Origin of the sequence: Bradyrhizobium sp. 134 (assembly GCF_023074155.1) — a bacterium.
Taxonomy (GTDB): Bacteria; Pseudomonadota; Alphaproteobacteria; order Rhizobiales; family Xanthobacteraceae; genus Bradyrhizobium.
Genome location: NZ_JADPKX010000053.1, coordinates 334,884 through 356,016, shown reverse-complemented (window position 1 = coordinate 356,016; position 21,133 = coordinate 334,884). Strand labels below are relative to the sequence as shown.

Here is a 21,133-nt window from a genome sequence, read left to right as displayed (position 1 = left end):
GCGGCAATCGTCACGCAAGGGGACGGCTCTGCGCCTTCCGGCTTGAACGGTCCGATGCCGCCCGCTACGCTGCTTTAAAAGCTGGGGTGGAACGCGCATGAAGCAGCTGCGGATCGGCGACATCACCATCGATGCGGTGATCGAGCGGGAGGGGCCGTGGCGGCGGCCGCAGGATTTTTTCCCGGCCTATGACGAGGGTGTGTTCAAGCACCATCTGCCGACCATGGAGCCGGAGGTGTTCGACGCCGCGCGCGGCATGATGGTGATCACCTATCAGACCTTCGTGGTGCGCACGCCGCGCTACACCATCCTGGTCGATACCTGCACCGGCGAGGACAAGGGCCATCCGCCGCCGTTCGATTTTCCGGGCAAGGAGCGCTGGCGCAACGAGCTGTTCGCGCTCGGCATCGGCTTCGAGCAGATCGACTACGTCTTCTGCACCCATCTTCATATCGACCACACCGGCTGGAATACGACCTTGCGCGATGGACGCTGGGTGCCGAATTTTCCGAATGCGAAATACGTCTTCCACAAGGGTGAATATGCGGCCTGGGAGGCCGAGCATGCCAAGGGCAGCAATCCGCCCGGCACCGTGTTTCGCGATAATTGCCTGCCGATCGTCGAGGCAGGCCAAGCGCTGCTGGTCGATGACGATTACGCGCTCGACGACACCGTCACGCTGACGCCGACGCCGGGGCATTCGCCCTGTCATTGCTGCGTGAACATCTTCTCGAAGGGCCAGCGCGCGGTGGTGGCCGGCGATCTCATGCATCACCAGATCCAGTGCCGCGAGCCGGACTGGTCGGCCAAGCCGGATTGGGATGCGAAGCAGTCGGCGGTGTCGCGGCGGAAGTTTTTTGCTTCCGTCGTCGACACCGACACGCTGATCCTGCCGATCCATTTTCCGGCGCCGACGGTCGGGCTGATCAAGCCGCTCGGCGCCGCTTTCGACTACCGTTTCAAGCGGGAGTAGGGCGACCGGACGCTCTAGTAAGTGTAGAACATCCGCTGGATTTCTTTGGTGTCGGTCGTCTTGGTCAGCGCCAGCATCAGCAGAATGCGTGCCTTTTGAGGATTGAGCGTATCCGAGACGACGAAGTCATGCTCGTCGTCCTTGGCCTCGCCGTTGCGCGCGACGATGCCGTTGCCGACCCGGCTGCTGCGCACGATCACGACACCCTTCTTGCGGGCCTCGTCGAGCGCCGGCTCGACCGCGGGACGAGCCAGGCTGCCGTCACCGACGCCGGCATGCACGATCCCCTTGGCCCCGGCGGCGACAAACGCGTCGATCGCGACCCGGTTCATGTTGGCGTAGCCGTAGACGATGTCGACTTGCGGCAGGACATCGAGGCTGGAGACGTCGAATTCGGAGTCCGCGGTGTGCCGCCGCGTCGATTGACGATAGAAGAACGGCTTGTTGCCCTGCATGTAGCCGAGAAAGCCGAGTTCAGGCGTGCGGAAGGTGTCTGCCGTCGAGGTGTTGTTCTTGGTCACATCGCGAGCCGCGTTGATCTGATCGTTGAGAGCAACGAGTACGCCCTTGCCGACGGCCTCGTCGCTGCCTGCGAGGATCACCGCATTGAAGAGGTTGATCGGCCCATCCGCGCTGATCGCCGTCGACGGCCGCATCGCGCCGACGACGACGACAGGTTTCTTGCTCTGGACGACGAGATCCAGAAAATAGCTGGTTTCCTCGATCGTATCGGTCCCGTGCGTGATCACAATGCCATCGACGTCGTCCTGCGCGAGCAGCGTGTTGACGCGCTTTGCGAGCTTGAGCCAATAGTCATTGTTCATGTTCTCGCTGGCGATCTGGAAAACCTGCTCGCCCTTGACGTTAGCCACCGTTTTCAGTTCGGGGACGGCATTCAGGAGCGTCTCAATGCCCACCGTGGCGGCGGTGTAGCCGACCACGGTGGTGCTGCTCGCCCCGCTGCCGGCGATCGTGCCGCCGGTTGCAAGCACCATGACGTTGGGAAGTCCCGGGCCCCTCGCATGCGCGACGTCAAAACTGATGAGCAACGCGAAGAGCACGCTCATTATCGCCATCGTGTAATCACGCACTCGAAACTGCAACATCTCGACCACCCTTTGCTGGAAGATTCGTTGGTGCGCCCCGGTTTCGCTCAGCGCTGCATGTTCCGCTAGCCGAGGCACTCTGTCTAGGGTGGCGACGATTTTGCTCTGCGCGCTCGGCGCGTGCGAGAAGAGGCAAACGGTCTTTGCCTCTGTTATTCAGAGACAAAAACGTGGATGCCCGGGACAAGCCCGGGCATGACGAGTTTGTGGAACCGCTGCTCGCTAAATGAGCACCAAAGTCGCAGCGGTCAGGCGCCGACTTCGCACTTCTTCATAAAGCTGTTCTTGGCGGCGCCGGCGAGCGGCTTGCCCTCGGCGCTGACGGCCTTGGGCGCGCAGGCGTCGGCCTTGCACTTCTTCATGAACGAGGTCTTGGCGGCACCAGCCAAGGCCTTGCCGTCCTTGCCGACGGCCTTACTTTCGCAGGTGTCCTCCGCGAAGGCCGAACCCGCTGCGAAAGTGGCAACGATCGCAGCCAGGAAAATCCGCTTCATCATGATTGTCTCCCTAAACCAGAAATGGCGCGCGGATTGGAGCCGGGAATCGTGGCGCAATCAAGCTGCATGAGCGCCTGCCGTCCGGTCTTCCTGGCGATTTTTCGAGCGCGGGTGCGAAGGGGCCGACGGCCTGCTGCACTGCTCGCTGACCGGGACGGGCGATCCTGCTAGCTTCGGGTGGGTTTAGCCGAAGGGAGCATCGTGATGGAGACCCTGATTGCGAACACGCCGGATGCCGCTGCTGACTGGCATTCTCACCTGGTTCGGCCGCAAGAGATGGAATGGCAGAAGACGCGCTTTCCCGGCTGCGAGGCCAAGACGCTGCTGTTCGATCGCAGCAGCGGTCTGATGACGGCCTTGATGCGCTTTGCGCCGGGCTCGGTGCTGCCCGATCACGAGCATGTCGGCGTCGAGCAGAGTTATGTCATCGAAGGCGCTCTCGTCGACAACGAGGGCCCGGCCAAGGGGATTGCCTGCAAGGCCGGCGAATTCATCTGGCGCGAGGCGGGCAGCCGGCATGCCGCCTGGTGCCCGGAGGGCGCCCTGATCCTGGCGATCTTCCAGGCGCCGAACAAGTTCTTCGAAGCCGACGGCCGCGTCGTCGATGCCGCCGGTCAGGATTGGGACCAGACGTGGGGGCACACCGACGCGCAACGGGCGGGGAGATAGGCGGCTGTTCGCAGCTCAAACGCTGTCATCGATGCTTCTGACGAGCATGGTGACCTGAACGGCGATCAGCCGCCGCATCTCCTTGCCGGTCCTGGCGGTTTCGCGCAGCCCCCGCATGCCGAACACCAGGCATCGCGCCAGTACTTCCGGCTCGTCCGCTATCGCAGCGGCCTTCACCTGATCGCGGATGAGGTCGGCGACCAAAGACTGGAAGTTGTCGTAGACGTTTCGGACTGCCGGGAAACGGAGGTCGAACAGATCTGCTGAATCGGGATGCGCCTCGATCAGGTCGAAGCCATGGGATCCCCAGGATTTGCAGGCGTGGAGCAGCTTGGCATGGAGACCGTCGAGACGCGCGATTGCGGCCTTAATGTCGCGACGCTTCTGCTCGTCCATTCTCTGGATCACCGCCGCGAACACGGCATCCTTGTCGGGGAAGAGCAAATAGAGCGCCGGCCGCGACATGCCCGCCTTGGCGGCGATATCGCCCATCGTCGTACGGGCATGGCCGTAGCGGGAGAAGACCTCCGTCGCAGCCTCGATCGCGAGCTCCTCTTTCGAAATGCTGGAACGAGCCATGAGCCTCACCGGCGTCGGAATTGAACCCCGGTCATATTGACAAAAGAACAAGAATTGTCAATTTGCCGGAAGCGGCATGAAGCCATGAGAGGGTCTGCGAGATGAACGATGAAGCGCGACTGAAGACCTGGAACACCTATCAAGCTGCGTGGGGACCCGTCGATGAGGACGAGCGGCGTCGGCTGCTCGAGCAAAGCGTCGCCGCGGACTGTGTGTATACCGATCCGGGCTCTCAGATTGAGGGACGCGACGCCTTGATGGCGCGCATCGGTCAAACCCAGCTCAAGTTTCCTGGCGCGCATTTCAGGAACGACAGCTTCCTCGAACACCACGAGCAGGGGCTTTTTCGCTGGACTATGTATGATGGCGCCGGTCGCGTGTTCGTCACGGGTGAGAGTTTCGGCCGCTTCGGCGGCGACGGCCGGCTCGTTCAGGCGACGGGCTTCTTCGAGGTGCCCGCTGCCAAGGCCTGAACGCCGGCCGGCGTGGCGGCCGATCCTGCCGCTCCCGATATCACCCTCAGGCGCCGCGCGCGAGAAGCGCCTTGAAGTCCGCGCGTGCGCGCTGCGCTTCCGCGCGCGCCACCTCGGAGGCATCGCCGAGGCCGAAATAGCCGTGGATCAGGCCGGGGCCTTCATGGTGCTTTACCGGCACACCGGCGGCTTCCAGCGCGCGCGCATAGGCTGTGCCCTCGTCGCGCAGGGGATCGAACCAGGCGGTGGTGACGATCGCGGGCGCGACGCCGGCAAGCGAATTCGCGCGCAGCGGCGAGACGCGCCAGTCGGTGGCGTGCGAGGGATCTGCGAGATAATGACCGCAAAACCACTCCATCACGGCTCGTGAGAGGAAGTAGCCTTCGGCATTCTCTGCGCGCGAGGGAAAGCGTGCGTTCTCGCGGGCGTCCGCATAACTGCCGAGGACGTCGGTCACGGGGTAGACCAGCAGTTGCGCGGCGAGCTTGATGCCGGCGTCGCGGCAGGCGATCGCGGTGGTGGCGGCGAGATTGCCGCCAGCGCTGTCGCCGGCAACACCGAGGCGTTTTGCATCGCCGCCAAATTCCGTGACGCGGCCAAACACGTCGCTGACCGCGGCAAAGGCGTCCTCGAACGCGCCGGGAAAGCGCGTTTCGGGCGGGCGGCGATAGTCGACGGAGACGACGACGGCGCCGGTCTCGATCGCAAGGTTGCGGGCCTGCCGGTCGTGGGTCTCGAGGTCGCCCGCGACCCAGCCGCCGCCATGGAAGAACACCACGGTCGGTGCGGGCGTGGTGCCGACCCGGTAGACCCGTGCATCGAGCGGTCCGGCGCCGCCTTTCACCTTGATATCCGCGACAATGTCGACGGGTGGCGGCGGTATGGCCGCGCGCGAGGCAGCCAGTGCGCGCAAGGAATCGCGGGCGCTCTGTGGCGTCATCGTCGTGGCATCGCGCATCGGCAGCAGCGGAATGATCTGGGCGATGACGGGATCGAGCGGTGCGGCCACGTTGGCTTTCATGGGATCCTCACAGGGTTCTTGGTCTTGCTTGCGGGTTAGCATAGATATGGCGCGCCGCGTCGGCAACCGCTCGCATGTGGCAATGCCAGGGAATGAACGGGCAGGGAGGTCTTGAGGTGGAATTCGAAACGCTGGTCCAGTCGCGCCGCAGCGTGCGCGGCTTCAGGAACGAGCCGGTGCCGCGCACGGTGATCGAGGCGATCATCGACAGCGCCAAACGTGCACCGTCGTCGATGAACACCCAGCCCTGGCATGTCCACGTGCTCACAGGCAGTCCGCTGGAACAGCTGCGCCGACGCAATATGGAGGAGATGGTTGCCGGCGCCAAGGTCAAGCGCGACATCGTCAGCCACGGCGAATACCAGGGCGTGCACCGGACGCGGCAAGTCGACGTCGCCAAGAAATTGTTCGGCGCGATGGGAATCGCGCGCGACGACAAACCGATGCGCCAGGACTGGGTGCTGCGCGGCTTCCGCCAGTTCGACGCGCCGGTGTCGCTGGTCTTGACCTATGACCGCGTGCTCGATCCCGGCGCGGTCTGCCATTTCGACCTGGGCGCGCTCTGCTACGGCATCGTGCTCGCGGCCTGGGACCGCGGGCTCGGTTCGGTGATCAACGGGCAGGGCATCATGCGCTCCGACATCGTGCGCGAGGTCGCAAACATTCCGGAGGACGAGGTGATCATGACCTGCGTCGCGATGGGCTATCCCGACGACAACTTTGCCGCGAACGCCGTTCGCTCCGATCGCGAGGGCAACGACGATTTCGTGCGCTACGTCGGATTCGCCGAGTAGCGCAGGCAGAGGAGATTATTCTCTCGCCGAATTTTTTTTGGTGCGGACCGCTTGGCGGCCTCTTGCAATCTCGATCGTGCAGGAGGAACAATGTACAGACTGAAAGGTTTGATGCTGGCGCGAGGGAATTGACATGCGGCGGCTCGCTAGCCTGGTTCGACGGTTCTTCGGCCCGCGAGTGCGGCGTCCGATCGATGATGATCCAAGTCTTCCTTTCACACCCGAAGAGTTCGGCCGGCTGATCCGGAGCGGCCGGCACGAGGACATGAAGCTGCTGGCCGAAGGGCTCGCGTGCCGGACCGTTCCGCGCCGCACCAGACATCGCGCCGCGCACTAGACCGGGGTCGAGACGGGTTGCTGCGCTCATCTCGTGAGCGCGACCTGTCTGAACGCGGTCAGCAGTGCCTTTTCCAGCTTTCCACTCATTCCGCAGAGAATGTTATAAGCCTCTGCCCGCGGTATCGTCGGCTTGTAGTGCCGGTGCTCGATCAGGGCAGCGAAGATGTCCGCGATCGTCAGGATGCGCACGACATCGCCGATGTTCCCGGCGCAAAGCGCATCCGGGTAGCCGCTGCCGTCGAGAAATTCGTGATGATGCCGCACGGCATCAAGGATCTCTGGCGAGATATTGTCGTGGTCTTTCAGAAAATTGTAGCCCGCCACCGGGTGCGTCTCGATTATGGCACGTTCCTCCGGATCGAGACGGCCGGGCTTGTCGAGGATGGCAAGCGGAATCCGGGCCTTGCCGATGTCGTGGAACATGGCCGCCGTGTATAGCCGCTCCAGATCTGGCCTGCCGACGCCAAGGCTCAGGCCGAAGTCGATGGCGACGCCGGTGACGAGGAGGCAATGCTGATAGGTCCCCTCGTGATGGCGCCGCACCGTGGTGAGCCACTCCGACAAGCCATGCTGGGTGATGCGATCGGCGATCTGGCGGCCGGCTTCCTTCGTGCCGTCGACGTCGACAGGCTCGCCGAGCGTGACGGCCGTGAACATCGACGCGATGGCGATCGCCGCGGTCTCGACGGCGTTGTCCGGCTGCGGCGCGTGACCTGAGGATGCAGACGCCTCTTCGGCGGGATCAACCAGGGCTGCCAGCAGCTTGATCTTGTCGATCGTCCCGGGAAGGACGAGCGTGGCTCCGAGCGCGTAGGCCTGCGAGATACTCATATGAGAGGAATGCTCGACCAGGAAGATGCGTTTCGTTGCCTTCGCGAGCTTTAAGGCTCGTTTCTTGATGGCCGCAATGGTGTGGACGTCACGCAATTCCGCACGGATGACGATCGCGAACGGCACCTGGGACAGCTTGGCTTCCGCGTCGAGCCGTTCGCCTGCGACGGCAAACTGCTGCTCGAGAATCGAACAGACGCTCGACAATTTGTCCGAGGAATCAGCCAGCACATGCACGAACGGGCGTGCCGCTTCCTTCTCTCGGATGCCGCCGTCGCCTTTGACGGGGCGGGATATAATTCGCGCGTTCTGCACGGTTGACCTGAATCATGCTGGAGTTAATTGGGGCTGATGAATCCTTGGGGCTATTTGCTCCGAGCGGCAGTTTGCACGGCGGCTGCCGGTTTCCTCTTTCCGTCTGCGGTGACGAAGTGCACGCCGGCGGTGGTGCCGTCGATCCAGACCAATTCGCAGCGCCGGTAGGCGAGCCCCGTCGACGATAGCAGCAGGAAGAATTCCTTTGCCCGCAGCACGTCGAGCGTGCCCTCAACTTCGATCTTCGCACCGCTTTGCGATATGTCGAGCAGAACGCAACTGCGCCGCCACGTGCCGTCCGAGCCCATCAGATTGACCGGCTGCTTGTGATCCATTTTTACACGCTGCGCTTTGCGACCGTCGAACTTCATCGGTTAACCACCATCTTCGAGCCGCGATCTACCGGATCGCGCGTGTTGGCGCTTGCTGCTATTTCTCCCCATCGCACTGCCCATTGGCTGGTGGACAGAAGCAGCGTCTCGAAGATGCGTTGCGCGCGCTCGCGCTCGGCAAAGGAGAGCCGTTTCCCGCCGCGGTTGCTCAGGATGGTAAGGGTGGTCTGCCAGTTCAGCCGCGAAGCCCGGCACGCCATGACCAGCCCTTCGCAATCGTCGTCGCTCACGACACGCTCGATGATCTCGAGCGGCGCCCCTGAAAGCACCGACAGCGCCGTGAACAAATTGGCCGTCTCGCCGCGGATCGCAAAACGGTTCACCGTGGAATCGTTGAGCTTGCCGATGCGGTTGAGGACGACGATCTCCGGCCTCGCGCTTGCGTAGTCGGCCCTGCAAGGCCGCTTTGGCGGAGCCGGCTCCGCTTCCGGCACCGGCGCCGCGGCGGGCGGGTTGGGTGTGGCCGGTGCCTTCCGGGCTGGTGGGGCGGAGAGCAGCTTGCGCACGACCAGGTCGGGCGTGCCGGGCCGGAGCACCAGCGCCTTCGCGATCTCGCCGTCCTGGTCTGCCTTGGCAATCAGCGCTGCATAGGCTGCGTCGGAGAATTTCGTTCCCGGGTTCTTGATCAGGGCAAGGCAGATCGGGCCGCCGTGCTTGATCAACGCCTCGGCCACGGCCGGCGCGATCTCGCTGCGGGCGGCGATTGCGCGTCGATGCCGCTCGCCACGGGAGTCAATGACAGCCTCGAGGTCTGCCGCGGAGAGTGCCTGCGATTTGAGCAACACCGGACACGCCACGTCGGGATCGTCGTGTGAGGCCAGACGCCACAATGTTTCGGGAGGCGCAACGTCAAGCTCGGCCAGCGCCGTGCTGAGCTGAACCAGCGCGCTGGCATCGACCCGTTCCGTCAAGCGCAGCAGAACACCGTCGACCACGTTGACGAGCAATTCCCGGCACTGGTCGTGGCTGCCAATGAGCAGCTGCACCATGCCGGAGAGAATGCGGTCGCAACGCTCCGCCGGGCACGTTGCGACCGTCTCTTCCAATTCAGCGAGAATATCAGCAGGCGAATTTGCCATCATGGCAGGGGCCTGACTCAAAATTGATTTTGAATATCGAACAGCGCTTATTCCGCCCGACAGACGTTAATTTGAAATGTTGCTTTCGATCGTTTGGGTATTGGTGCACCGCTGACACGGCAGGAAACGCTATCGAAAATTGGCGAGATTTGATGCGCCGGGTTGTACTTTGACTTCGACGCTCGCCAACTGGTCGGCATAGTTCGAAGTGATTCTTTCAGACTGAGGGGACACCGGAACGGGGAAGTTGGGCCGGCATCGTCGCCGGACGCGCGCGTGTTGCGACGCGAAGTTTCAAATTGCCATGAACAGAGTTGATGATGCGCCGACGCTGGCGCCAAAGGTATTTCGTTTCTTTGACGTCGATGAATTTCGAAATGCCATACGGGGCCTGAACTTCGAGTTCACGCCTTTCGTACGGAGGATTTCGGCCGAGCAGACCATTCTGTCGCTGCCCGGCTGCGACGTGAATTTGACGCGGGCATTTCCGCGGGTCGTCGACGCACAGCTCGTCGAGAATTGCACCGCGATCGGATTCACGATGGACGACTTGGACGTGCCCGTTCGATTCAACGGCACGCGGCGCACACGACCCGTCATCGTCATCGGCAGCGGCGGCGCGGCCTACACCACCGTCGAGGAGGTTCAGCGGGAAATCGCCTCGGTGGTGTTCAGGCCGGAGGTGACGGATCGCGGCTGGCCACAAGCAGCCCTCTGCTTCAAGATCTTCGAAACGACCGCCGCGGGCTTGAACCGGCTCCGCGTTGTGGTTCGGGAGGTGTTGGCAGCCGCGTCGGAGCCGGTCGACGCGCCCGACGTGCCGCTGAAGGCGGCCGCCATGAAGGAGACCCTGCTCGGCGCCGTGGACGTAATTTTCCAAAATATGGGTCCCGCGCGATGGACCCCGCATCCCAAATACGAGCGGAACTTCAAGGTCTTTCAGGACATCCGCGCGCTGCTTTCCGACGACCTCTCGCAGCCCATCTACAGCGCCGAGATCGCGCGCAAGCTCGGCCTGCCGGTTCGCACCATGCACGACGTCGTCCGCCGCTATCGCGGCATGAGTCTGCACCGCTATCTACGCCTGCGGCGGCTGTGGCTGGTGCGCCAGCGGCTGCTCGCGGGTGCCGACAGCGTCAAGGCCGTCGCGCTGGCGTTCGGGTTCTGGCATTTCGGCGACTTCTCCAGAAGCTATCGCGACCAGTTCGGCGAGACACCGTCGCAAACGCTCGAGCGCGGACGGCGAACCTAGCGCGTCAAAACGTTGAGGCCGGCTTGCTGATCCGTGCTATACTACCGGTCATGAGCAATCGCATCCTCGTCCTCTACGGTTCCTACCGTTCCGACCGCATGGGCATCCGCCTTGCGAATTTCGTCATCGATCGCCTGCGCGCCCGCGGCGACGACGCCGTGTTCATCGATGCCAAGGCGATCGGCCTGCCGATGCTTGATCGCATGTACAAGGAATATCCCAAGGGCTCCGTACCCGAGGCGCTGGAGAAGCTGGCCGGAGAGATCCGCGGCGCGGACGGTTTCGTCTTCGTCACTGGCGAATACAATTGGGGCATCCAGCCGGGCCTGAAAAATCTCACCGACCACTTCCTCGAGGAGTGGTTCTGGCGTCCGGCCGCGATCGTGAGCTATTCGGCCGGCCGCCTGTCCGGCGCGCGTGCCTCGACCGCCTGGCATGGCACGTTGTCGGAGATGGGCATGGTGGTGGTGTCGAGCACCATCGGCGTCGGCCCGATCGCACAGACGCTGTCGGAAGCTGGCGAACCGATCGGCGAGGGCGGCAAAGCGCTCGAACGTTCATTCCCGCGCTTCGCCGACGATCTCGCTTGGTGGATCGAGGCCGCCAAGGCGCAGCGGGCGCGCAAGGCACCGCCTTACTGACGGTCCCGGACTGCGAAGCTGCGCGTTTGCCGCGCTTACGCGGCCCTGACCTCACCGAGGAAACGGTCGAACTGTCCGGCGAGATCGCGTGACTGGGTCGAGAGCTGCTCGGCTGCGCCCAGCACCTCTCTTGCGGCCGTGCCGGTATGGTCGGCGGCGCGTTGCACGCCTGATATGTTGGTGTTGACCTCTTGGGTGCCGCGCGCGGCCTCCTGGACGCTGCGGGCGATCTCCTTGGTCGCCGAGCCCTGTTCCTCGATCGCGGCCGCAATGGCGGTGCCGATCTGGTCGATCTCGCCGATGACGTCGGCAACGTTGCGGATCGCGGTCACGGTCTCGTCGCTCGCGGCCTGGATCGCCGAAATCTGCTCGGAGATTTCGGTGGTGGCCTTGGCGGTCTGGCCCGCCAGCGATTTCACTTCGGCAGCAACCACCGCAAAACCGCGGCCGGCGTCGCCGGCGCGGGCGGCCTCGATCGTCGCGTTGAGCGCCAGCAAATTGGTCTGCTCAGCGATGCTCTGGATCAGCGTGACGACGTCGCCGATCTTCTGTGCGCCCTCGGCCAGCGCTCGGGCGGTGTCGCCGGTGCGGCGGGCGTTGTCGACGGCGCGGGCCGCGATCTCGGTAGACTGGGCCACTTGACGGCCGATCTCCGAGATCGAAGAGGTCAGCTCTTCGGTGGCGCTCGCGACGGTCTGGACGTTGCTCGATGTCTGCTGTGAGGCGGCGGCAACGACCGCGGCCTGGCTGTTGGTCTGGGCCGCCGTCGAGGTCATCGACTGCGCCGTGCTTTCCATGGTGGATGACGCGCGGGACAGTCCGCCGACGAGTTCGGTAACCTTGGCTTCGAACGCGCGGGTGATCCCGTCGAGCGCCTGTGCGCGACGCATCTTGCCGTCGTTCTCGGCCTGCTTCTCCGCCGCAAGGCTGTCGGCCCGGATCATGTTGTCCTTGAAGACCCGGACCGCCGCGGCCATGGCACCGATTTCATCGGAACGGTCGGCGCCGGGAATCTCTTCCGCGAGCTCGCCCTCGGCAAGCCGCGACATCCGCGTCGTCAGGTTGACGATCGGGGCGCAGACGCGGCGGCGGACCGTGACGATGAGGCCGGCGCTGGCGATCAGCACGGCGAGCAGGCCCGCGAGTGCGATGGTGAAGCTGGTATGGGCAGCCGTGGATGCACCGGCGAGAATCTGCTCCGCGTTGTCGTAGAAGGCATCGCGGACGTCGATGATGGTGCTGAGGCCGCGCTGCGTGGCGGTGTAATAGGTGTCCATGTCGTGTTCGTACTTGCCGCTGACCGCACCCTCCTTCACCAGCTTGAGCTCGCGGCCGAACTCGTCGATATAGATCGCGTTGAATTTCTCCAGTGCGGCGGCAACGTTCGCCGGCGTTGCGGGATTGCCGCGCAACTCCAGCAGCGACATCACGATCTGGTCGTTGCGGCCCTGCGAGCGGCTGATCTCGGCCTTCTCGGTATCGGTCGCCGGCTTTTTGCCCCCGACGAGATTCTTGTGCAGGCTGGAGTTGAAGCCGCCCACGTCGCGCAATGTCATGGCGATGTTGGCGTAGCTGGCCTGCCGGTAGGCATCGCCGTTGAGGATCGCCATGCGGCGGACCTGCTCGTTGAGCAGCGCGGTCACGCCGGCGTTGAGCACGGCGTTGTCGGCGACGATCTTCTTGGCCGCGTCCTTGCGCGCCTCCGGCGGGCCCGACATCGCCTTGTCGATGGCCTCGCGCAGCGCGGTGAACTTCGAATTGACGGCGTCGATGTTGCCGCCGGTGGTGTTGCCGTCGTCGAACGGGCCGGGCAGGTCCTTGCGCAGCGCGTTCATCCTGTCGCGGGCGGCATCGGTCTGCTTGCGCAGCTTGTCCTGCTCGGCAAGCAGCGCCGGGTCGACGGCGGGAGGGCCATAGAGGATGTTGGTGGAAAAGCCGCGCTCGGGATTGAGGTAGCGTGGGATGTCGCTGACGGCGCGAACGATCGCCAGCCGCCCCTGGGCCTCGGTGATCCGCTCCATGGTCTGGTATTTCGTCACGGCGACGTAGACGGCGAGGCCGCCGCCCACGGTCGAGAGCGAGACGATGGCGGTGGTCAGGAGCGTACCGATTTTCATGATTCTGTCCGGCAACTGGCGCGGGAAATTATTGCACGGACAATAGGCAGGCGATATTAATCCCGGGTTTACGCTGGCGGCCGCCGGCAGCCGCGCGCTGAGTCTGTCCGTCTAGGCGTAGGTCGCGCTTACGGTTCCGAGCGGACCGAAATCGGCGACGTAAGTCTCGCCCCGCTTCGGCCGCAGCATGCCCGTCAGCGTGCCGGTGGAGATGGTCTGGCCGGCCTTGAGGCCGATGCCGGTTCGTGACAGCTCATTGGCGAGCCAGGCGAGCGGCACCAGCGGATGATCGATCGCCTCTGCAGCGCTGCCGCGGCGCCTCTCGGCGTCGTTGCAGTTCAGGACGACCTCCTGATTGGCAATGTCGCGTTTGCGCCAGTCCGCGATGGGCTCTCCAAGCACGATCGTTCCCGATCCGGAGCCGTCGGCCATGATTGCGGGCATCGGGGGAAACGCCGCGTCGTGGACGAAGCGGCATTCGGCGAGCTCGATGCCGGGATGCAGCGAAGCGACCGCATCGTCGACCTCTTCCACCGTATAGGGCTTCGCGCGCGGCGGCAGGTCGGCGCCGAGCCGGGCCTGGTACTCGACCTCCGGAATCGGACTACATTGTTTGACGTGTTCCACGCTCGCGGGCGAGGTCTTGATCAGTGGCGCGAACACCCGCCCATAGATCGGCGTGGAAATGCCAAGCTGGCGCTGGAGCCCGGGCTTCATGCCGGCGATCTTCCAGCCGACGACGTCCCAGCCCAATTCTTCTTCCACCATCTGCGCGATGCGGTACGCCGTGTCGGCATCCGGCGGCACCAGCCGCTGCTCGAGGCCGCTTTGCTGCCGGCCCTCGCGGCGCAAATCGGCGAGATGGCGGGCGAGTTCGCGTTGTCGGGAGAGATCCATCGGTGCGTCTCCATTCTATCCTGGTGTGCGGGCGAGGGCGGAGGACAGGACCGTCTCCAGTTCCTCTTGCACCTGATCGAGCGCGTCGGCGCTGCGATTTGCACGGCACATTGCGACCGTGCCTTCGATCGAGGCGACGACCAGCGTTGCAAGCCGCTCCGCGCGTTCGGCGGCCACTCCCTCGCGCAGGAGGGCTGTGCGCATGATCTGTCGCCAATCGGCGAACACGCCGTCGGCAAGATCGAGCAGGTGCTGCTGCGCCGTCTCGTCGTCCCTGTCGGAGGCTTCTCCGACATAGCGGTCGACGGCGACCGCGAGCACGGGGCAGCCGGCCTCGAAGCCGGTCGCTTCCAGCTGGCGGCGCCACGATGCGACGAAAGCTCGCAAGCCACCGATCACGCCGCGTTCGTTCATGGCCCTCTCCAGGGGAATGGACACCTGCTTGCCGGCAAAGGTCACGGCCTCGGCGATCATCTGCTGCTTGCCGTCGGGGAAGTGGTGACTGATCGAGCCGCGTGGCGTCGCCGTATGGCGGACGACGTCGCGCATGCTGGTGGCGTTGACGCCGCGCCGGCTCATCAGGTCGGCGGCGCCGGCGATCATCTTGTCGCGCGTGGTGGTCATCGGAACTTCCGCAGTTGGCTGTGCTTTATATAAACTATGACGGTTGACATAGGCAAGCGGCACTGCGATATGACGTGCGTCATAGTCGCAGAAAGGAATAGGTTGACCATCATCACCGTGACCGCACCTGCCGGCCGGCTCGGACTGGCGCAGCGCCGCTGCCTCGCCGAAAGCCTGACCGACGCCGTGCTCGCGCCCGAGATCGGCCAGCATGCGCCGGCGGCGCGAATGGGCTTTCAGGTGCATTTCCAGGACCTGCCAGCCGACTGCATGGCGATTGGCGGCCGGCTCCTGTCGGACCAGGAAACGCCGCGCGACGTGATGACCGTCAATATCGCGGTGATGAACGCAGCCTGGCCTGCCGAGGTGCGAGCGGAGGTGATCCGCAATGTGCTGGCGCGGCTTGCGGAGGCCTGCGGCATGCAGGCGCCTGCGCCAACCTGGTGGGTCAATTTCGAGATCATCGAGGAGGGAAGCTGGGGATCGCGCGGCGGCGTGCTCTCGATCCTCCAACTCCTGGATTCCGGTGTGTTCACGCCGCAGCGGATCGAGGCTATCCGCGCGGCAATTCAGCCGCCGGCCTGATTTGCCCACCGACTAATCCGGAGAGAAGCGAAATGAGCGAAGGTCAGATCCGCACCGAGGTGCACGGCCATGTCTTCAAGATCATCATCGACAACGCCGCGAAGAAGAACGCGTTCACGCCGGCGATGATGGAGCAATTGTCCGATGCGCTGACTGAGCTGCACGACAACGATGCCTATCGCGTCGGCGTGGTTTGCGCCGAGGGCGGGGATTTCACCGCCGGTCTGGACATGCCGAAATTCTTCGGCCCCACTGCGGAGAAGCGCAATATCAGGGAAGGCAATGTCGATCCGTTCGGCCTTGCCAAGCGCTGCCGCAAGCCTGTTATCACCGCCGTGCAGGGCATCGTGTTCACGATCGGCATCGAGCTGATGCTCGCCGGCGACATCGTGGTCGCCGCCGAGGATGCGCGCTTCTGCCAAATGGAGTCCAAGCGCGGCATTGCGCCGCTCGGGGGCGCGCATTTCCGCTTTTTGTCGCGCGCCGGCTGGGGTGACGCGATGTATCATTTGTTCCTCTGCGACGAGTTTTCAGCCGAGCGCGCCCACACAATCGGTCTCGTCCAGGAGGTCGTGCCGGCGGGAGAGCAGGTCGAGCGGGCGATGGCGCTCGCCGCCATCATCGCGCGCAATGCGCCGCTCGGCATCCAGGTCACCAAGGAAGCCGCGGCCAAATATGTCGAAGCCGGCGAGGCGGCGGCGATCGCCTATATCCCGATAATCCGCGATCGCGTGCTTGCCAGCGCCGACGCGAAGGAGGGCATTCAGTCCTTCATCGAGCGTCGCGCGGCCGTCTTTCAGGGGCGCTGATCCGACGCGCTATGTCGGCCGATCCAGCTTCGACAGGATCTCCAGCGTAGCGCCTTCGCGCTCGCCCGAAAAATACCGGGCGAGCGCCTCGTCGAAAACGGGCTCATTGGACACCGCGTCGAACAGCGTCATCGACGACCGGAATTTGGCGTCATCGGGCGCGCCGAGGATGGCGTTGATGGTCCGACCCTCGATGGCAAGCACGAGGCGGGTGCATTCGATCAGGCGCGGACCGAGGATGGGGTGGGCGAGATAGGCCTTGGCCTCGGCGCGGGAGGCGATGGCGTAGCGCTGCGACATGGCGCTGAAGCCGAGGCCGGCGACCTGGGGAAAGACGAACCACATCCAGTGGCTCTGCTTTCGGCCCCGGGTCAGCTCCCCCTGGATGTCGCGGTAGACTGGGTCCTGGGCCCGGACAAAGCGTTTGAGGTCGAAAGGATCGGTCATTGGATACCTTAGGATACCCTGGAATGGCTTGCCGGAGCCTTGCCGGCCGCGATTATGCCTAACTTTTGGCTCCCAATGTGGTAGCTGGTATAGAATCTCCGGGTGGGGGTGGATCCCCCGGGGATCGATTTTGGGGAGCTGATGGTTTCCGACCGGGCACAAGCCGAGAGGCTATTGTCGCGCCGCCGTATTGGGCGAGCCGAGACGATATTGCTGTCTCTGGCCGCTGTCGCGCTGGCACTGGGCGCCGCCGCCTGGGTCGCGGATATCGGCGGTTCGGCCTCGCTGGTCACCGCCGCGCTGCCGCCGTCCAATGCGCCTTCATTCGATGATCGTTTCGCTTCTGCTTCCAGCAGTCCGCCCGCCCGCGAGCTCGGCTTGCGGACGCTGGAGCGCTCCGCCGTGAGTGCAGTCCAGCTCAAATTGCGCGACGCCAAGGCGATGCTTGCCCAGAAGCTCCAGGGCGACGACTGGCGCTCGACCCTGACCGACGACGACCGGCATATGTCGGAGGAGACGAGACAATCGCAGCGTGCTGACGCCATCCCGATGCCGCGCTCGCGCCCGCCCCAGGCCGACATCTCGGCCCAGATCGCCTCAAGCCAGGCTTACGCGGAGACCAACCCCAGGGTCGACAACCGCAACTTCTTCGAAAAATTCACCGACAAGATCAGGCTGGCCTCGCTGACGCCCGACAGTGGCCTGTTCGGCAAGGCGCCGGACCTCGCCGCGCTCGGTTACGATTCGCGCACCGCGGTCTACGACATCTCGGCCAAGGCGCTCTACCTGCCGAGCGGCCTCGCGCTCGAAGCGCATTCCGGCATGGGCGCGCTGATGGACGATCCGGAGCACGTCGACCAGCGGATGGTTGGCGCGACCCCGCCCGCGACCTACGACCTCAAGCCGCGCGAAAAACTGTTTCACGGCGTCCGCGCACTGCGCTTGACGCCTACCGAAGGCACCAGCGCGCTCGGCCGCGTCGGCCTGCTCACCCACAATTACATGCTCGGGCCCCGTGGCGACTCCAACGGTTGCGTGTCGATCAAGGACTATGATCGGTTCATGAAGGCCTACGACAACGGTGAGTTCAACCGTCTGGTCGTGGTGCCCAGGTTGACCCCATCGGCGACCGCCTCGCAGCGCGCGAGCACTGAGTCCTGATATCTGCTCCTGATATTTGCCTGCCGCGGCGGGGCTGCCGTTTTCCCTTCGTTAAGCCGTCATCGTCCAGAAGCAGCCCATGAGTGATCCGCAAAGTTCCGAGACCCCGCTGCGCACGACGTTCAAGATCAAGCTGAACGGCGACACGCTGGCGATCGCGACCGTCGGCCAGGCCTATCAATTCCTCACCAATTTCAAATCGGTCGAGTGGATGGAATTCCGCTCGCTGCACGAAGACGCGGTCGCGGCGCTCGAAGGCGCCGCCGAGAACGCCATGCTCGTCGTGCAGGCGACCAACGCCGTGCGCGCGCTGTTCGTCAGCGCCAAGCTGCTCTGAGAGCGACACGGCAGATATTTGGGGGATTCCCGGATTGCGCTGCGCTCCATCCGGGCTACCGCTCACGACTTGAATTCCGCTATAGGAACGGCAATAGCTCGCGAAGATCGCGCTCAAGCCGATACATTGAAACGTAGTTCAGGGAGAGACCCATCATGAAACGCCGTACATTTCTCAAGGGCGGCGCGGTCGCCGGCGCGACGACGCTGGTTGCCGCACCCGCGATCGCGCAAGGCGCGCCCGAGATCAAATGGCGCCTGACGTCGAGCTTCCCGAAGTCGCTGGACACCATCTACGGCACCGCGCAGACGTTTACGAAATATGTTGCCGAGGCCACCGACAACAAATTCCAGATCCAGACCTTTGCGGCCGGCGAGCTCGTTCCTGGCCTGCAGGCGCTGGATGCCGTCAGCACAGCCTCCGTCGACATGGCGCAGACGCCGCTCTATTTCTACATCGGCAAGGAGCCGGCGCTGGCCTATGCGACCGGCGCGCCGTTCGGCATGAACCATCGTCATCAGGAGTCCTGGTGGCATTTCGGCGGCGGCGCCGACCTCACCAACGAGGCGCTGAAGCCGTTCAAGGCGCATGCCATCCTCTGCGGCAATTCCGGCACCCAGATGGGCGGCTGGTTCCGCAAGGAGATCAAGACCGTCGACGATCTCAAGGGTCTCAAATTCCGCATCGCCGGCATGGGCGGTCATGTGCTGGCGCGCCTCGGCGTGGTCCCGCAACAGATCGCAGGCGGCGACATCTATCCGGCGCTGGAGAAGGGCACGATCGACGCGGTCGAATTCGTCGGCCCCTATGACGACGAAAAGCTCGGCTTCCAGAAGGTCGCAAAATACTATTACTTCCCGGGCTGGTGGGAAGGCGGCGCCATGCTGCACATGATCGTCAACGACGAGAAGTGGGCGTCGCTGCCCAAGCAGTACCAGGCGATCGTCAACCAGGCCGCGTCGGCCGCGGGCGCCTGGATGCTCGAGAAATACGACAGCGTGAATCCGGCGGCGCTGAAGCGGCTGATCGCCAATGGCGCGGAGCTGAAGGCGTTTCCGCAGCCGGTGCTGGAGGCCTGCTACGCCGCGACCCAGGAGCATCTGAACGAGCTCGCCACCAAGAGCGACCTGTTCAAGCGCACCAAGGAAAGCCACGACGCCTATATGAAAGAGCTGCTGTTCTACACGCAGATTGCGGAGAATTTTTACGACAATTATCTGCTCGGCAAGATGCGCAACAAGACCTGATCGCGCAAACTCCCGCAGGGTGGGCAAAGGCGCACTTGCGCCGTGCCCACCACTGCTTGCTCGACTCGCCATGGTGGGCACGCTTCGCTTTGCCCACCCTACAGCATCTATCGTGCGGTGAATTAAGCCGCGCCCAAACCCAGCTTCTCGTAAATGCGCCGTGCATAGGCGCCGAACGCGTCCGTCGTCTTCAGCGGCAGAGCCCGCGGGAAGGGCAGATCGATCGGGAAATAATCGGCCATCTTCGCCGGGCCGGCGGTCAGCACGGCGCAGTGCGAGGACAGGAACACGGCCTCCTGAATCGAGTGCGTGATGAAGATGATGGTCTTGCCGCTCTCGCGCCAGATCCGCAGCATCTCCAGATTCATCTGCTCGCGCGTCAAGGCGTCGAGCGCGCCGAACGGCTCGTCCATCAGAATCAGTTTTGGGTCGTGAATGAAGGCGCGCGCGATGGCGGTGCGCTGCTGCATGCCGCCGGACAGCTCTCGCGGATATTTCTGCTCGTAGCCGGCAAGCCCCACCAGATTGAGCAGATCGCGCGCCCGCTCGCGCGCGGCCTTCATCGGAAGGCCGACGATCTCTGCCGGCAGCAGCACGTTGTCCAGGATGGTCCGCCATTTCAGCAGCAGTGCCTGCTGGAACACCATGCCGATGTCGCGGGTCGGATCGAACGGGCTTTTGGCATTGCCGATCTTCACCGTGCCGCCGTCGGCGTCGTGCAGGCCGGCCAAGATCTTCATCACCGTGGTCTTGCCGCAGCCGGACGGCCCGACCAGCGAGACAAGCTCACCCTCCTGCACGTCCATGGTGACGTCGGACACCGCGAGGAATTCGGCTCCGCCGCTACGATAGACCTTGCGGACGCCTTGCAGGCTGATGAAGGGGGTTGAGCTCATGCCAGCCATTTATTCAAGTTTGCGGCCACGAAGGCATCGTCGCTGAGATCTGTATGCTCGCGAGTGACGCGGTCGATCTCGTCCTTTTGGCCGGGGCTCAGGCCCTCGTTCGGATCGAGGCACCATAGGCCCTGCATCAGGCCCTGCCGTCGCAGCACCTCATGGCAGCCGGCGATGCAACCGCGAAAATCGTTGGCGACGTCGAAGAAGGCGCTGTTGCAATCGGTGACGCGGGCATCGAGCGCGAGCAGTTCGGCCGGGACGCTGTCCTTGTGCCGTGCCGCCTTGCAGCGCTCGAACTGTTTGATCGCGCTCGCCGTCCACACCGACCAGTGGCCGAGCAGACCGCCCTTGAAGTAGGTCCGCGTGGTGACGCCGTTGTCGCGCAGATCGAACGGCAGCATCAAATCGAGCAGGATGTGATCATCATTGCCGGTGTAGATCGCGACGCGGTCGAGCGCGCCAGCCGCCGCGACGCCGCGCAGAACATCAAGGGTCCTGTAGCGGTTGAACGGCGCGATCTTGATCGCGATGACATTGTCGATCGAGGCAAAGCGCTGCCAAAACCGGCTCGACAGGACCACGCCGCCGACTGCCGGCTGAAGATAGAAGCCTACCAGCGGAATCTCGGCTGCGACCGCTGTGCAATGCGCGATGATCTCGTCTTCGGACGCGCTCTTCATCGCAGCGAGGCTGAGGAGTCCTGCGTGGTAGCCGATGTCGCGCGCGGTGCGAGCTTCAGTGGTGGCCTGCCTGGTCGGACCGGCGAGGCCCGCGACCAGCGCCAGCGGACGCTTGGTCCAGTTCGCCGCAGTTTCGGCGGCGAGCTCGAGCACGGGACGATAGAGGCCGACATCGCGGATCGCAAACTGCGTGGTGTGCACGCCGACTGCAAGGCCGCCGGAGCCGGCGTCGATGTAATAGCGCGCCAGCGCGCGCTGATGCTTCTTGTCGAGCTGGCGTTCGGCGGTGAGCGCGAGGGGATGCGCCGGCAGCACGGTGCCGTCGGCGATCAGCTTGCGGATCTCGCTGTTGATCTGGCTGTGGTGCAT

General features: G+C 64.1%; 24 protein-coding genes. 11 read left to right on the top strand and 13 right to left on the bottom strand.

The features are described 5' to 3' along the window. Positions 1–97: 97 nt before the first annotated feature. Positions 98–973, top strand: a complete 876-nt coding sequence (locus tag IVA75_RS22555) for an MBL fold metallo-hydrolase (RefSeq protein ID WP_247286325.1) — start codon at positions 98–100, stop codon at positions 971–973. 14 nt (positions 974–987) lie between these two features. Here the strand turns inward: IVA75_RS22555 and IVA75_RS22550 are convergent, their stop codons facing one another. Both IVA75_RS22550 and IVA75_RS22545 read right to left on the bottom strand, forming a co-directional pair. Beyond that, the gene (locus IVA75_RS22550) at positions 988–2,040 is read right to left on the bottom strand and encodes a type II asparaginase (protein ID WP_247286324.1); all 1,053 of its coding nucleotides are present in this window, start codon (positions 2,038–2,040) and stop codon (positions 988–990) included. A gap of 287 nt (positions 2,041–2,327) precedes the next feature. After that, a complete protein-coding gene (locus IVA75_RS22545) occupies positions 2,328–2,576 on the bottom strand; it encodes a hypothetical protein (RefSeq protein ID WP_035962662.1) in 249 nt (82 codons plus the stop codon). A gap of 204 nt (positions 2,577–2,780) precedes the next feature. Between IVA75_RS22545 and IVA75_RS22540 the strand changes: the two genes are divergently transcribed. Further along, positions 2,781–3,245: a cupin domain-containing protein gene (locus IVA75_RS22540; protein WP_247286322.1), complete on the top strand. Its 465-nt coding sequence runs from the start codon at positions 2,781–2,783 to the stop codon at positions 3,243–3,245. A gap of 15 nt (positions 3,246–3,260) precedes the next feature. Here the strand turns inward: IVA75_RS22540 and IVA75_RS22535 are convergent, their stop codons facing one another. Further along, the gene (locus IVA75_RS22535; RefSeq protein ID WP_247286319.1) at positions 3,261–3,824 is read right to left on the bottom strand and encodes a TetR/AcrR family transcriptional regulator; all 564 of its coding nucleotides are present in this window, start codon (positions 3,822–3,824) and stop codon (positions 3,261–3,263) included. A 101-nt stretch (positions 3,825–3,925) separates the two neighbouring features. On the opposite strand from IVA75_RS22535, the gene IVA75_RS22530 reads away from it, so the two are divergent. Beyond that, positions 3,926–4,297 (top strand): nuclear transport factor 2 family protein, encoded by a 372-nt coding sequence (locus IVA75_RS22530; RefSeq protein WP_247286317.1) that lies wholly within the window; start codon positions 3,926–3,928, stop codon positions 4,295–4,297. Between the two features lie 46 nt (positions 4,298–4,343). Here the strand turns inward: IVA75_RS22530 and IVA75_RS22525 are convergent, their stop codons facing one another. After that, the gene (locus tag IVA75_RS22525; protein ID WP_247286316.1) at positions 4,344–5,318 is read right to left on the bottom strand and encodes an alpha/beta hydrolase; all 975 of its coding nucleotides are present in this window, start codon (positions 5,316–5,318) and stop codon (positions 4,344–4,346) included. 116 nt (positions 5,319–5,434) lie between these two features. On the opposite strand from IVA75_RS22525, the gene IVA75_RS22520 reads away from it, so the two are divergent. After that, complete coding sequence (locus tag IVA75_RS22520) at positions 5,435–6,112, top strand: nitroreductase (protein ID WP_247286315.1); 678 nt, start codon at positions 5,435–5,437, stop codon at positions 6,110–6,112. Between the two features lie 363 nt (positions 6,113–6,475). Here the strand turns inward: IVA75_RS22520 and IVA75_RS22515 are convergent, their stop codons facing one another. The 3 genes from IVA75_RS22515 to IVA75_RS22505 are packed head-to-tail and all read right to left on the bottom strand — an operon-like array spanning position 6,476 to position 9,071. Then, a complete protein-coding gene (locus IVA75_RS22515) occupies positions 6,476–7,597 on the bottom strand; it encodes an HD domain-containing phosphohydrolase (protein ID WP_247286314.1) in 1,122 nt (373 codons plus the stop codon). A 50-nt stretch (positions 7,598–7,647) separates the two neighbouring features. Continuing rightward, positions 7,648–7,968 carry a PilZ domain-containing protein gene (locus tag IVA75_RS22510; protein WP_247286313.1) on the bottom strand — a complete coding sequence of 107 codons (321 nt, stop codon included), beginning with the start codon at positions 7,966–7,968 and terminating at the stop codon, positions 7,648–7,650. Continuing rightward, positions 7,965–9,071: a DUF2336 domain-containing protein gene (locus tag IVA75_RS22505; RefSeq protein ID WP_247286312.1), complete on the bottom strand. Its 1,107-nt coding sequence runs from the start codon at positions 9,069–9,071 to the stop codon at positions 7,965–7,967. Before IVA75_RS22505 ends, IVA75_RS22510 begins: the two co-directional genes overlap by 4 nt. A 301-nt stretch (positions 9,072–9,372) precedes the next feature. Here IVA75_RS22505 and IVA75_RS22500 point away from each other — a divergent pair, with 301 nt between their 5' ends. Then, positions 9,373–10,320 (top strand): AraC family transcriptional regulator, encoded by a 948-nt coding sequence (locus IVA75_RS22500; RefSeq protein WP_247286311.1) that lies wholly within the window; start codon positions 9,373–9,375, stop codon positions 10,318–10,320. A 50-nt stretch (positions 10,321–10,370) separates the two neighbouring features. Beyond that, positions 10,371–10,961 carry an NAD(P)H-dependent oxidoreductase gene (locus IVA75_RS22495; protein WP_247286310.1) on the top strand — a complete coding sequence of 197 codons (591 nt, stop codon included), beginning with the start codon at positions 10,371–10,373 and terminating at the stop codon, positions 10,959–10,961. Between the two features lie 35 nt (positions 10,962–10,996). Here IVA75_RS22495 and IVA75_RS22490 read toward each other — a convergent pair whose 3' ends face one another. The 3 genes from IVA75_RS22490 to IVA75_RS22480 all read right to left on the bottom strand — a co-directional run bounded on the left by IVA75_RS22490 (position 10,997) and on the right by IVA75_RS22480 (position 14,599). Then, complete coding sequence (locus IVA75_RS22490; RefSeq protein ID WP_247286308.1) at positions 10,997–13,078, bottom strand: methyl-accepting chemotaxis protein; 2,082 nt, start codon at positions 13,076–13,078, stop codon at positions 10,997–10,999. A 111-nt stretch (positions 13,079–13,189) separates the two neighbouring features. Then, positions 13,190–13,975, bottom strand: a complete 786-nt coding sequence (locus tag IVA75_RS22485) for a fumarylacetoacetate hydrolase family protein (protein ID WP_247286306.1) — start codon at positions 13,973–13,975, stop codon at positions 13,190–13,192. 15 nt (positions 13,976–13,990) lie between these two features. Further along, positions 13,991–14,599 carry a helix-turn-helix domain-containing protein gene (locus IVA75_RS22480; RefSeq protein ID WP_247286304.1) on the bottom strand — a complete coding sequence of 203 codons (609 nt, stop codon included), beginning with the start codon at positions 14,597–14,599 and terminating at the stop codon, positions 13,991–13,993. A 102-nt stretch (positions 14,600–14,701) separates the two neighbouring features. On the opposite strand from IVA75_RS22480, the gene IVA75_RS22475 reads away from it, so the two are divergent. Beyond that, positions 14,702–15,184 carry a tautomerase enzyme gene (locus IVA75_RS22475; protein ID WP_247286302.1) on the top strand — a complete coding sequence of 161 codons (483 nt, stop codon included), beginning with the start codon at positions 14,702–14,704 and terminating at the stop codon, positions 15,182–15,184. 32 nt (positions 15,185–15,216) lie between these two features. Continuing rightward, positions 15,217–15,993, top strand: coding sequence for a crotonase/enoyl-CoA hydratase family protein (locus IVA75_RS22470; RefSeq protein WP_247286300.1), 777 nt, complete (start codon positions 15,217–15,219; stop codon positions 15,991–15,993). 9 nt (positions 15,994–16,002) lie between these two features. Here IVA75_RS22470 and IVA75_RS22465 read toward each other — a convergent pair whose 3' ends face one another. Continuing rightward, positions 16,003–16,440 carry a DUF1810 domain-containing protein gene (locus IVA75_RS22465; RefSeq protein WP_247286298.1) on the bottom strand — a complete coding sequence of 146 codons (438 nt, stop codon included), beginning with the start codon at positions 16,438–16,440 and terminating at the stop codon, positions 16,003–16,005. Positions 16,441–16,650: 210 nt separating this feature from the next. Here IVA75_RS22465 and IVA75_RS22460 point away from each other — a divergent pair, with 210 nt between their 5' ends. The 3 genes from IVA75_RS22460 to IVA75_RS22450 all read left to right on the top strand — a co-directional run bounded on the left by IVA75_RS22460 (position 16,651) and on the right by IVA75_RS22450 (position 19,185). Beyond that, positions 16,651–17,601 carry a DUF2778 domain-containing protein gene (locus IVA75_RS22460; RefSeq protein WP_247286297.1) on the top strand — a complete coding sequence of 317 codons (951 nt, stop codon included), beginning with the start codon at positions 16,651–16,653 and terminating at the stop codon, positions 17,599–17,601. Positions 17,602–17,680: 79 nt separating this feature from the next. Beyond that, positions 17,681–17,938: a hypothetical protein gene (locus IVA75_RS22455; RefSeq protein WP_007609546.1), complete on the top strand. Its 258-nt coding sequence runs from the start codon at positions 17,681–17,683 to the stop codon at positions 17,936–17,938. Between the two features lie 155 nt (positions 17,939–18,093). Continuing rightward, positions 18,094–19,185, top strand: a complete 1,092-nt coding sequence (locus tag IVA75_RS22450; protein WP_247286295.1) for a substrate-binding domain-containing protein — start codon at positions 18,094–18,096, stop codon at positions 19,183–19,185. Between the two features lie 122 nt (positions 19,186–19,307). Here the strand turns inward: IVA75_RS22450 and IVA75_RS22445 are convergent, their stop codons facing one another. Further along, positions 19,308–20,090, bottom strand: coding sequence for an ABC transporter ATP-binding protein (locus IVA75_RS22445; protein ID WP_247286294.1), 783 nt, complete (start codon positions 20,088–20,090; stop codon positions 19,308–19,310). Then, positions 20,078–21,133, bottom strand: a complete 1,056-nt coding sequence (locus IVA75_RS22440; protein WP_247286293.1) for a dihydrodipicolinate synthase family protein — start codon at positions 21,131–21,133, stop codon at positions 20,078–20,080. Before IVA75_RS22440 ends, IVA75_RS22445 begins: the two co-directional genes overlap by 13 nt.

What these genes read in the sequence shown, in the direction of transcription:
- IVA75_RS22490 (WP_247286308.1), bottom strand. Translation starts at nt 13,078, where the DNA reads ATGAAAATCGGTACGCTCCTGACCACCGCCATCGTCTCGCTCTCGACC.
- IVA75_RS22440 (WP_247286293.1), bottom strand. Translation starts at nt 21,133, where the DNA reads ATGCACCACAGCCAGATCAACAGCGAGATCCGCAAGCTGATCGCCGAC.
- IVA75_RS22465 (WP_247286298.1), bottom strand. Translation starts at nt 16,440, where the DNA reads ATGACCGATCCTTTCGACCTCAAACGCTTTGTCCGGGCCCAGGACCCA.
- IVA75_RS22495 (WP_247286310.1), top strand. Translation starts at nt 10,371, where the DNA reads ATGAGCAATCGCATCCTCGTCCTCTACGGTTCCTACCGTTCCGACCGC.
- IVA75_RS22545 (WP_035962662.1), bottom strand. Translation starts at nt 2,576, where the DNA reads ATGATGAAGCGGATTTTCCTGGCTGCGATCGTTGCCACTTTCGCAGCG.
- IVA75_RS22555 (WP_247286325.1), top strand. Translation starts at nt 98, where the DNA reads ATGAAGCAGCTGCGGATCGGCGACATCACCATCGATGCGGTGATCGAG.
- IVA75_RS22500 (WP_247286311.1), top strand. Translation starts at nt 9,373, where the DNA reads ATGAACAGAGTTGATGATGCGCCGACGCTGGCGCCAAAGGTATTTCGT.
- IVA75_RS22470 (WP_247286300.1), top strand. Translation starts at nt 15,217, where the DNA reads ATGAGCGAAGGTCAGATCCGCACCGAGGTGCACGGCCATGTCTTCAAG.
- IVA75_RS22505 (WP_247286312.1), bottom strand. Translation starts at nt 9,071, where the DNA reads ATGATGGCAAATTCGCCTGCTGATATTCTCGCTGAATTGGAAGAGACG.
- IVA75_RS22450 (WP_247286295.1), top strand. Translation starts at nt 18,094, where the DNA reads ATGAAACGCCGTACATTTCTCAAGGGCGGCGCGGTCGCCGGCGCGACG.
- IVA75_RS22550 (WP_247286324.1), bottom strand. Translation starts at nt 2,040, where the DNA reads ATGAGCGTGCTCTTCGCGTTGCTCATCAGTTTTGACGTCGCGCATGCG.
- IVA75_RS22445 (WP_247286294.1), bottom strand. Translation starts at nt 20,090, where the DNA reads ATGGCTGGCATGAGCTCAACCCCCTTCATCAGCCTGCAAGGCGTCCGC.
- IVA75_RS22480 (WP_247286304.1), bottom strand. Translation starts at nt 14,599, where the DNA reads ATGACCACCACGCGCGACAAGATGATCGCCGGCGCCGCCGACCTGATG.
- IVA75_RS22510 (WP_247286313.1), bottom strand. Translation starts at nt 7,968, where the DNA reads ATGAAGTTCGACGGTCGCAAAGCGCAGCGTGTAAAAATGGATCACAAG.
- IVA75_RS22455 (WP_007609546.1), top strand. Translation starts at nt 17,681, where the DNA reads ATGAGTGATCCGCAAAGTTCCGAGACCCCGCTGCGCACGACGTTCAAG.
- IVA75_RS22485 (WP_247286306.1), bottom strand. Translation starts at nt 13,975, where the DNA reads ATGGATCTCTCCCGACAACGCGAACTCGCCCGCCATCTCGCCGATTTG.
- IVA75_RS22540 (WP_247286322.1), top strand. Translation starts at nt 2,781, where the DNA reads ATGGAGACCCTGATTGCGAACACGCCGGATGCCGCTGCTGACTGGCAT.
- IVA75_RS22525 (WP_247286316.1), bottom strand. Translation starts at nt 5,318, where the DNA reads ATGAAAGCCAACGTGGCCGCACCGCTCGATCCCGTCATCGCCCAGATC.
- IVA75_RS22530 (WP_247286317.1), top strand. Translation starts at nt 3,926, where the DNA reads ATGAACGATGAAGCGCGACTGAAGACCTGGAACACCTATCAAGCTGCG.
- IVA75_RS22535 (WP_247286319.1), bottom strand. Translation starts at nt 3,824, where the DNA reads ATGGCTCGTTCCAGCATTTCGAAAGAGGAGCTCGCGATCGAGGCTGCG.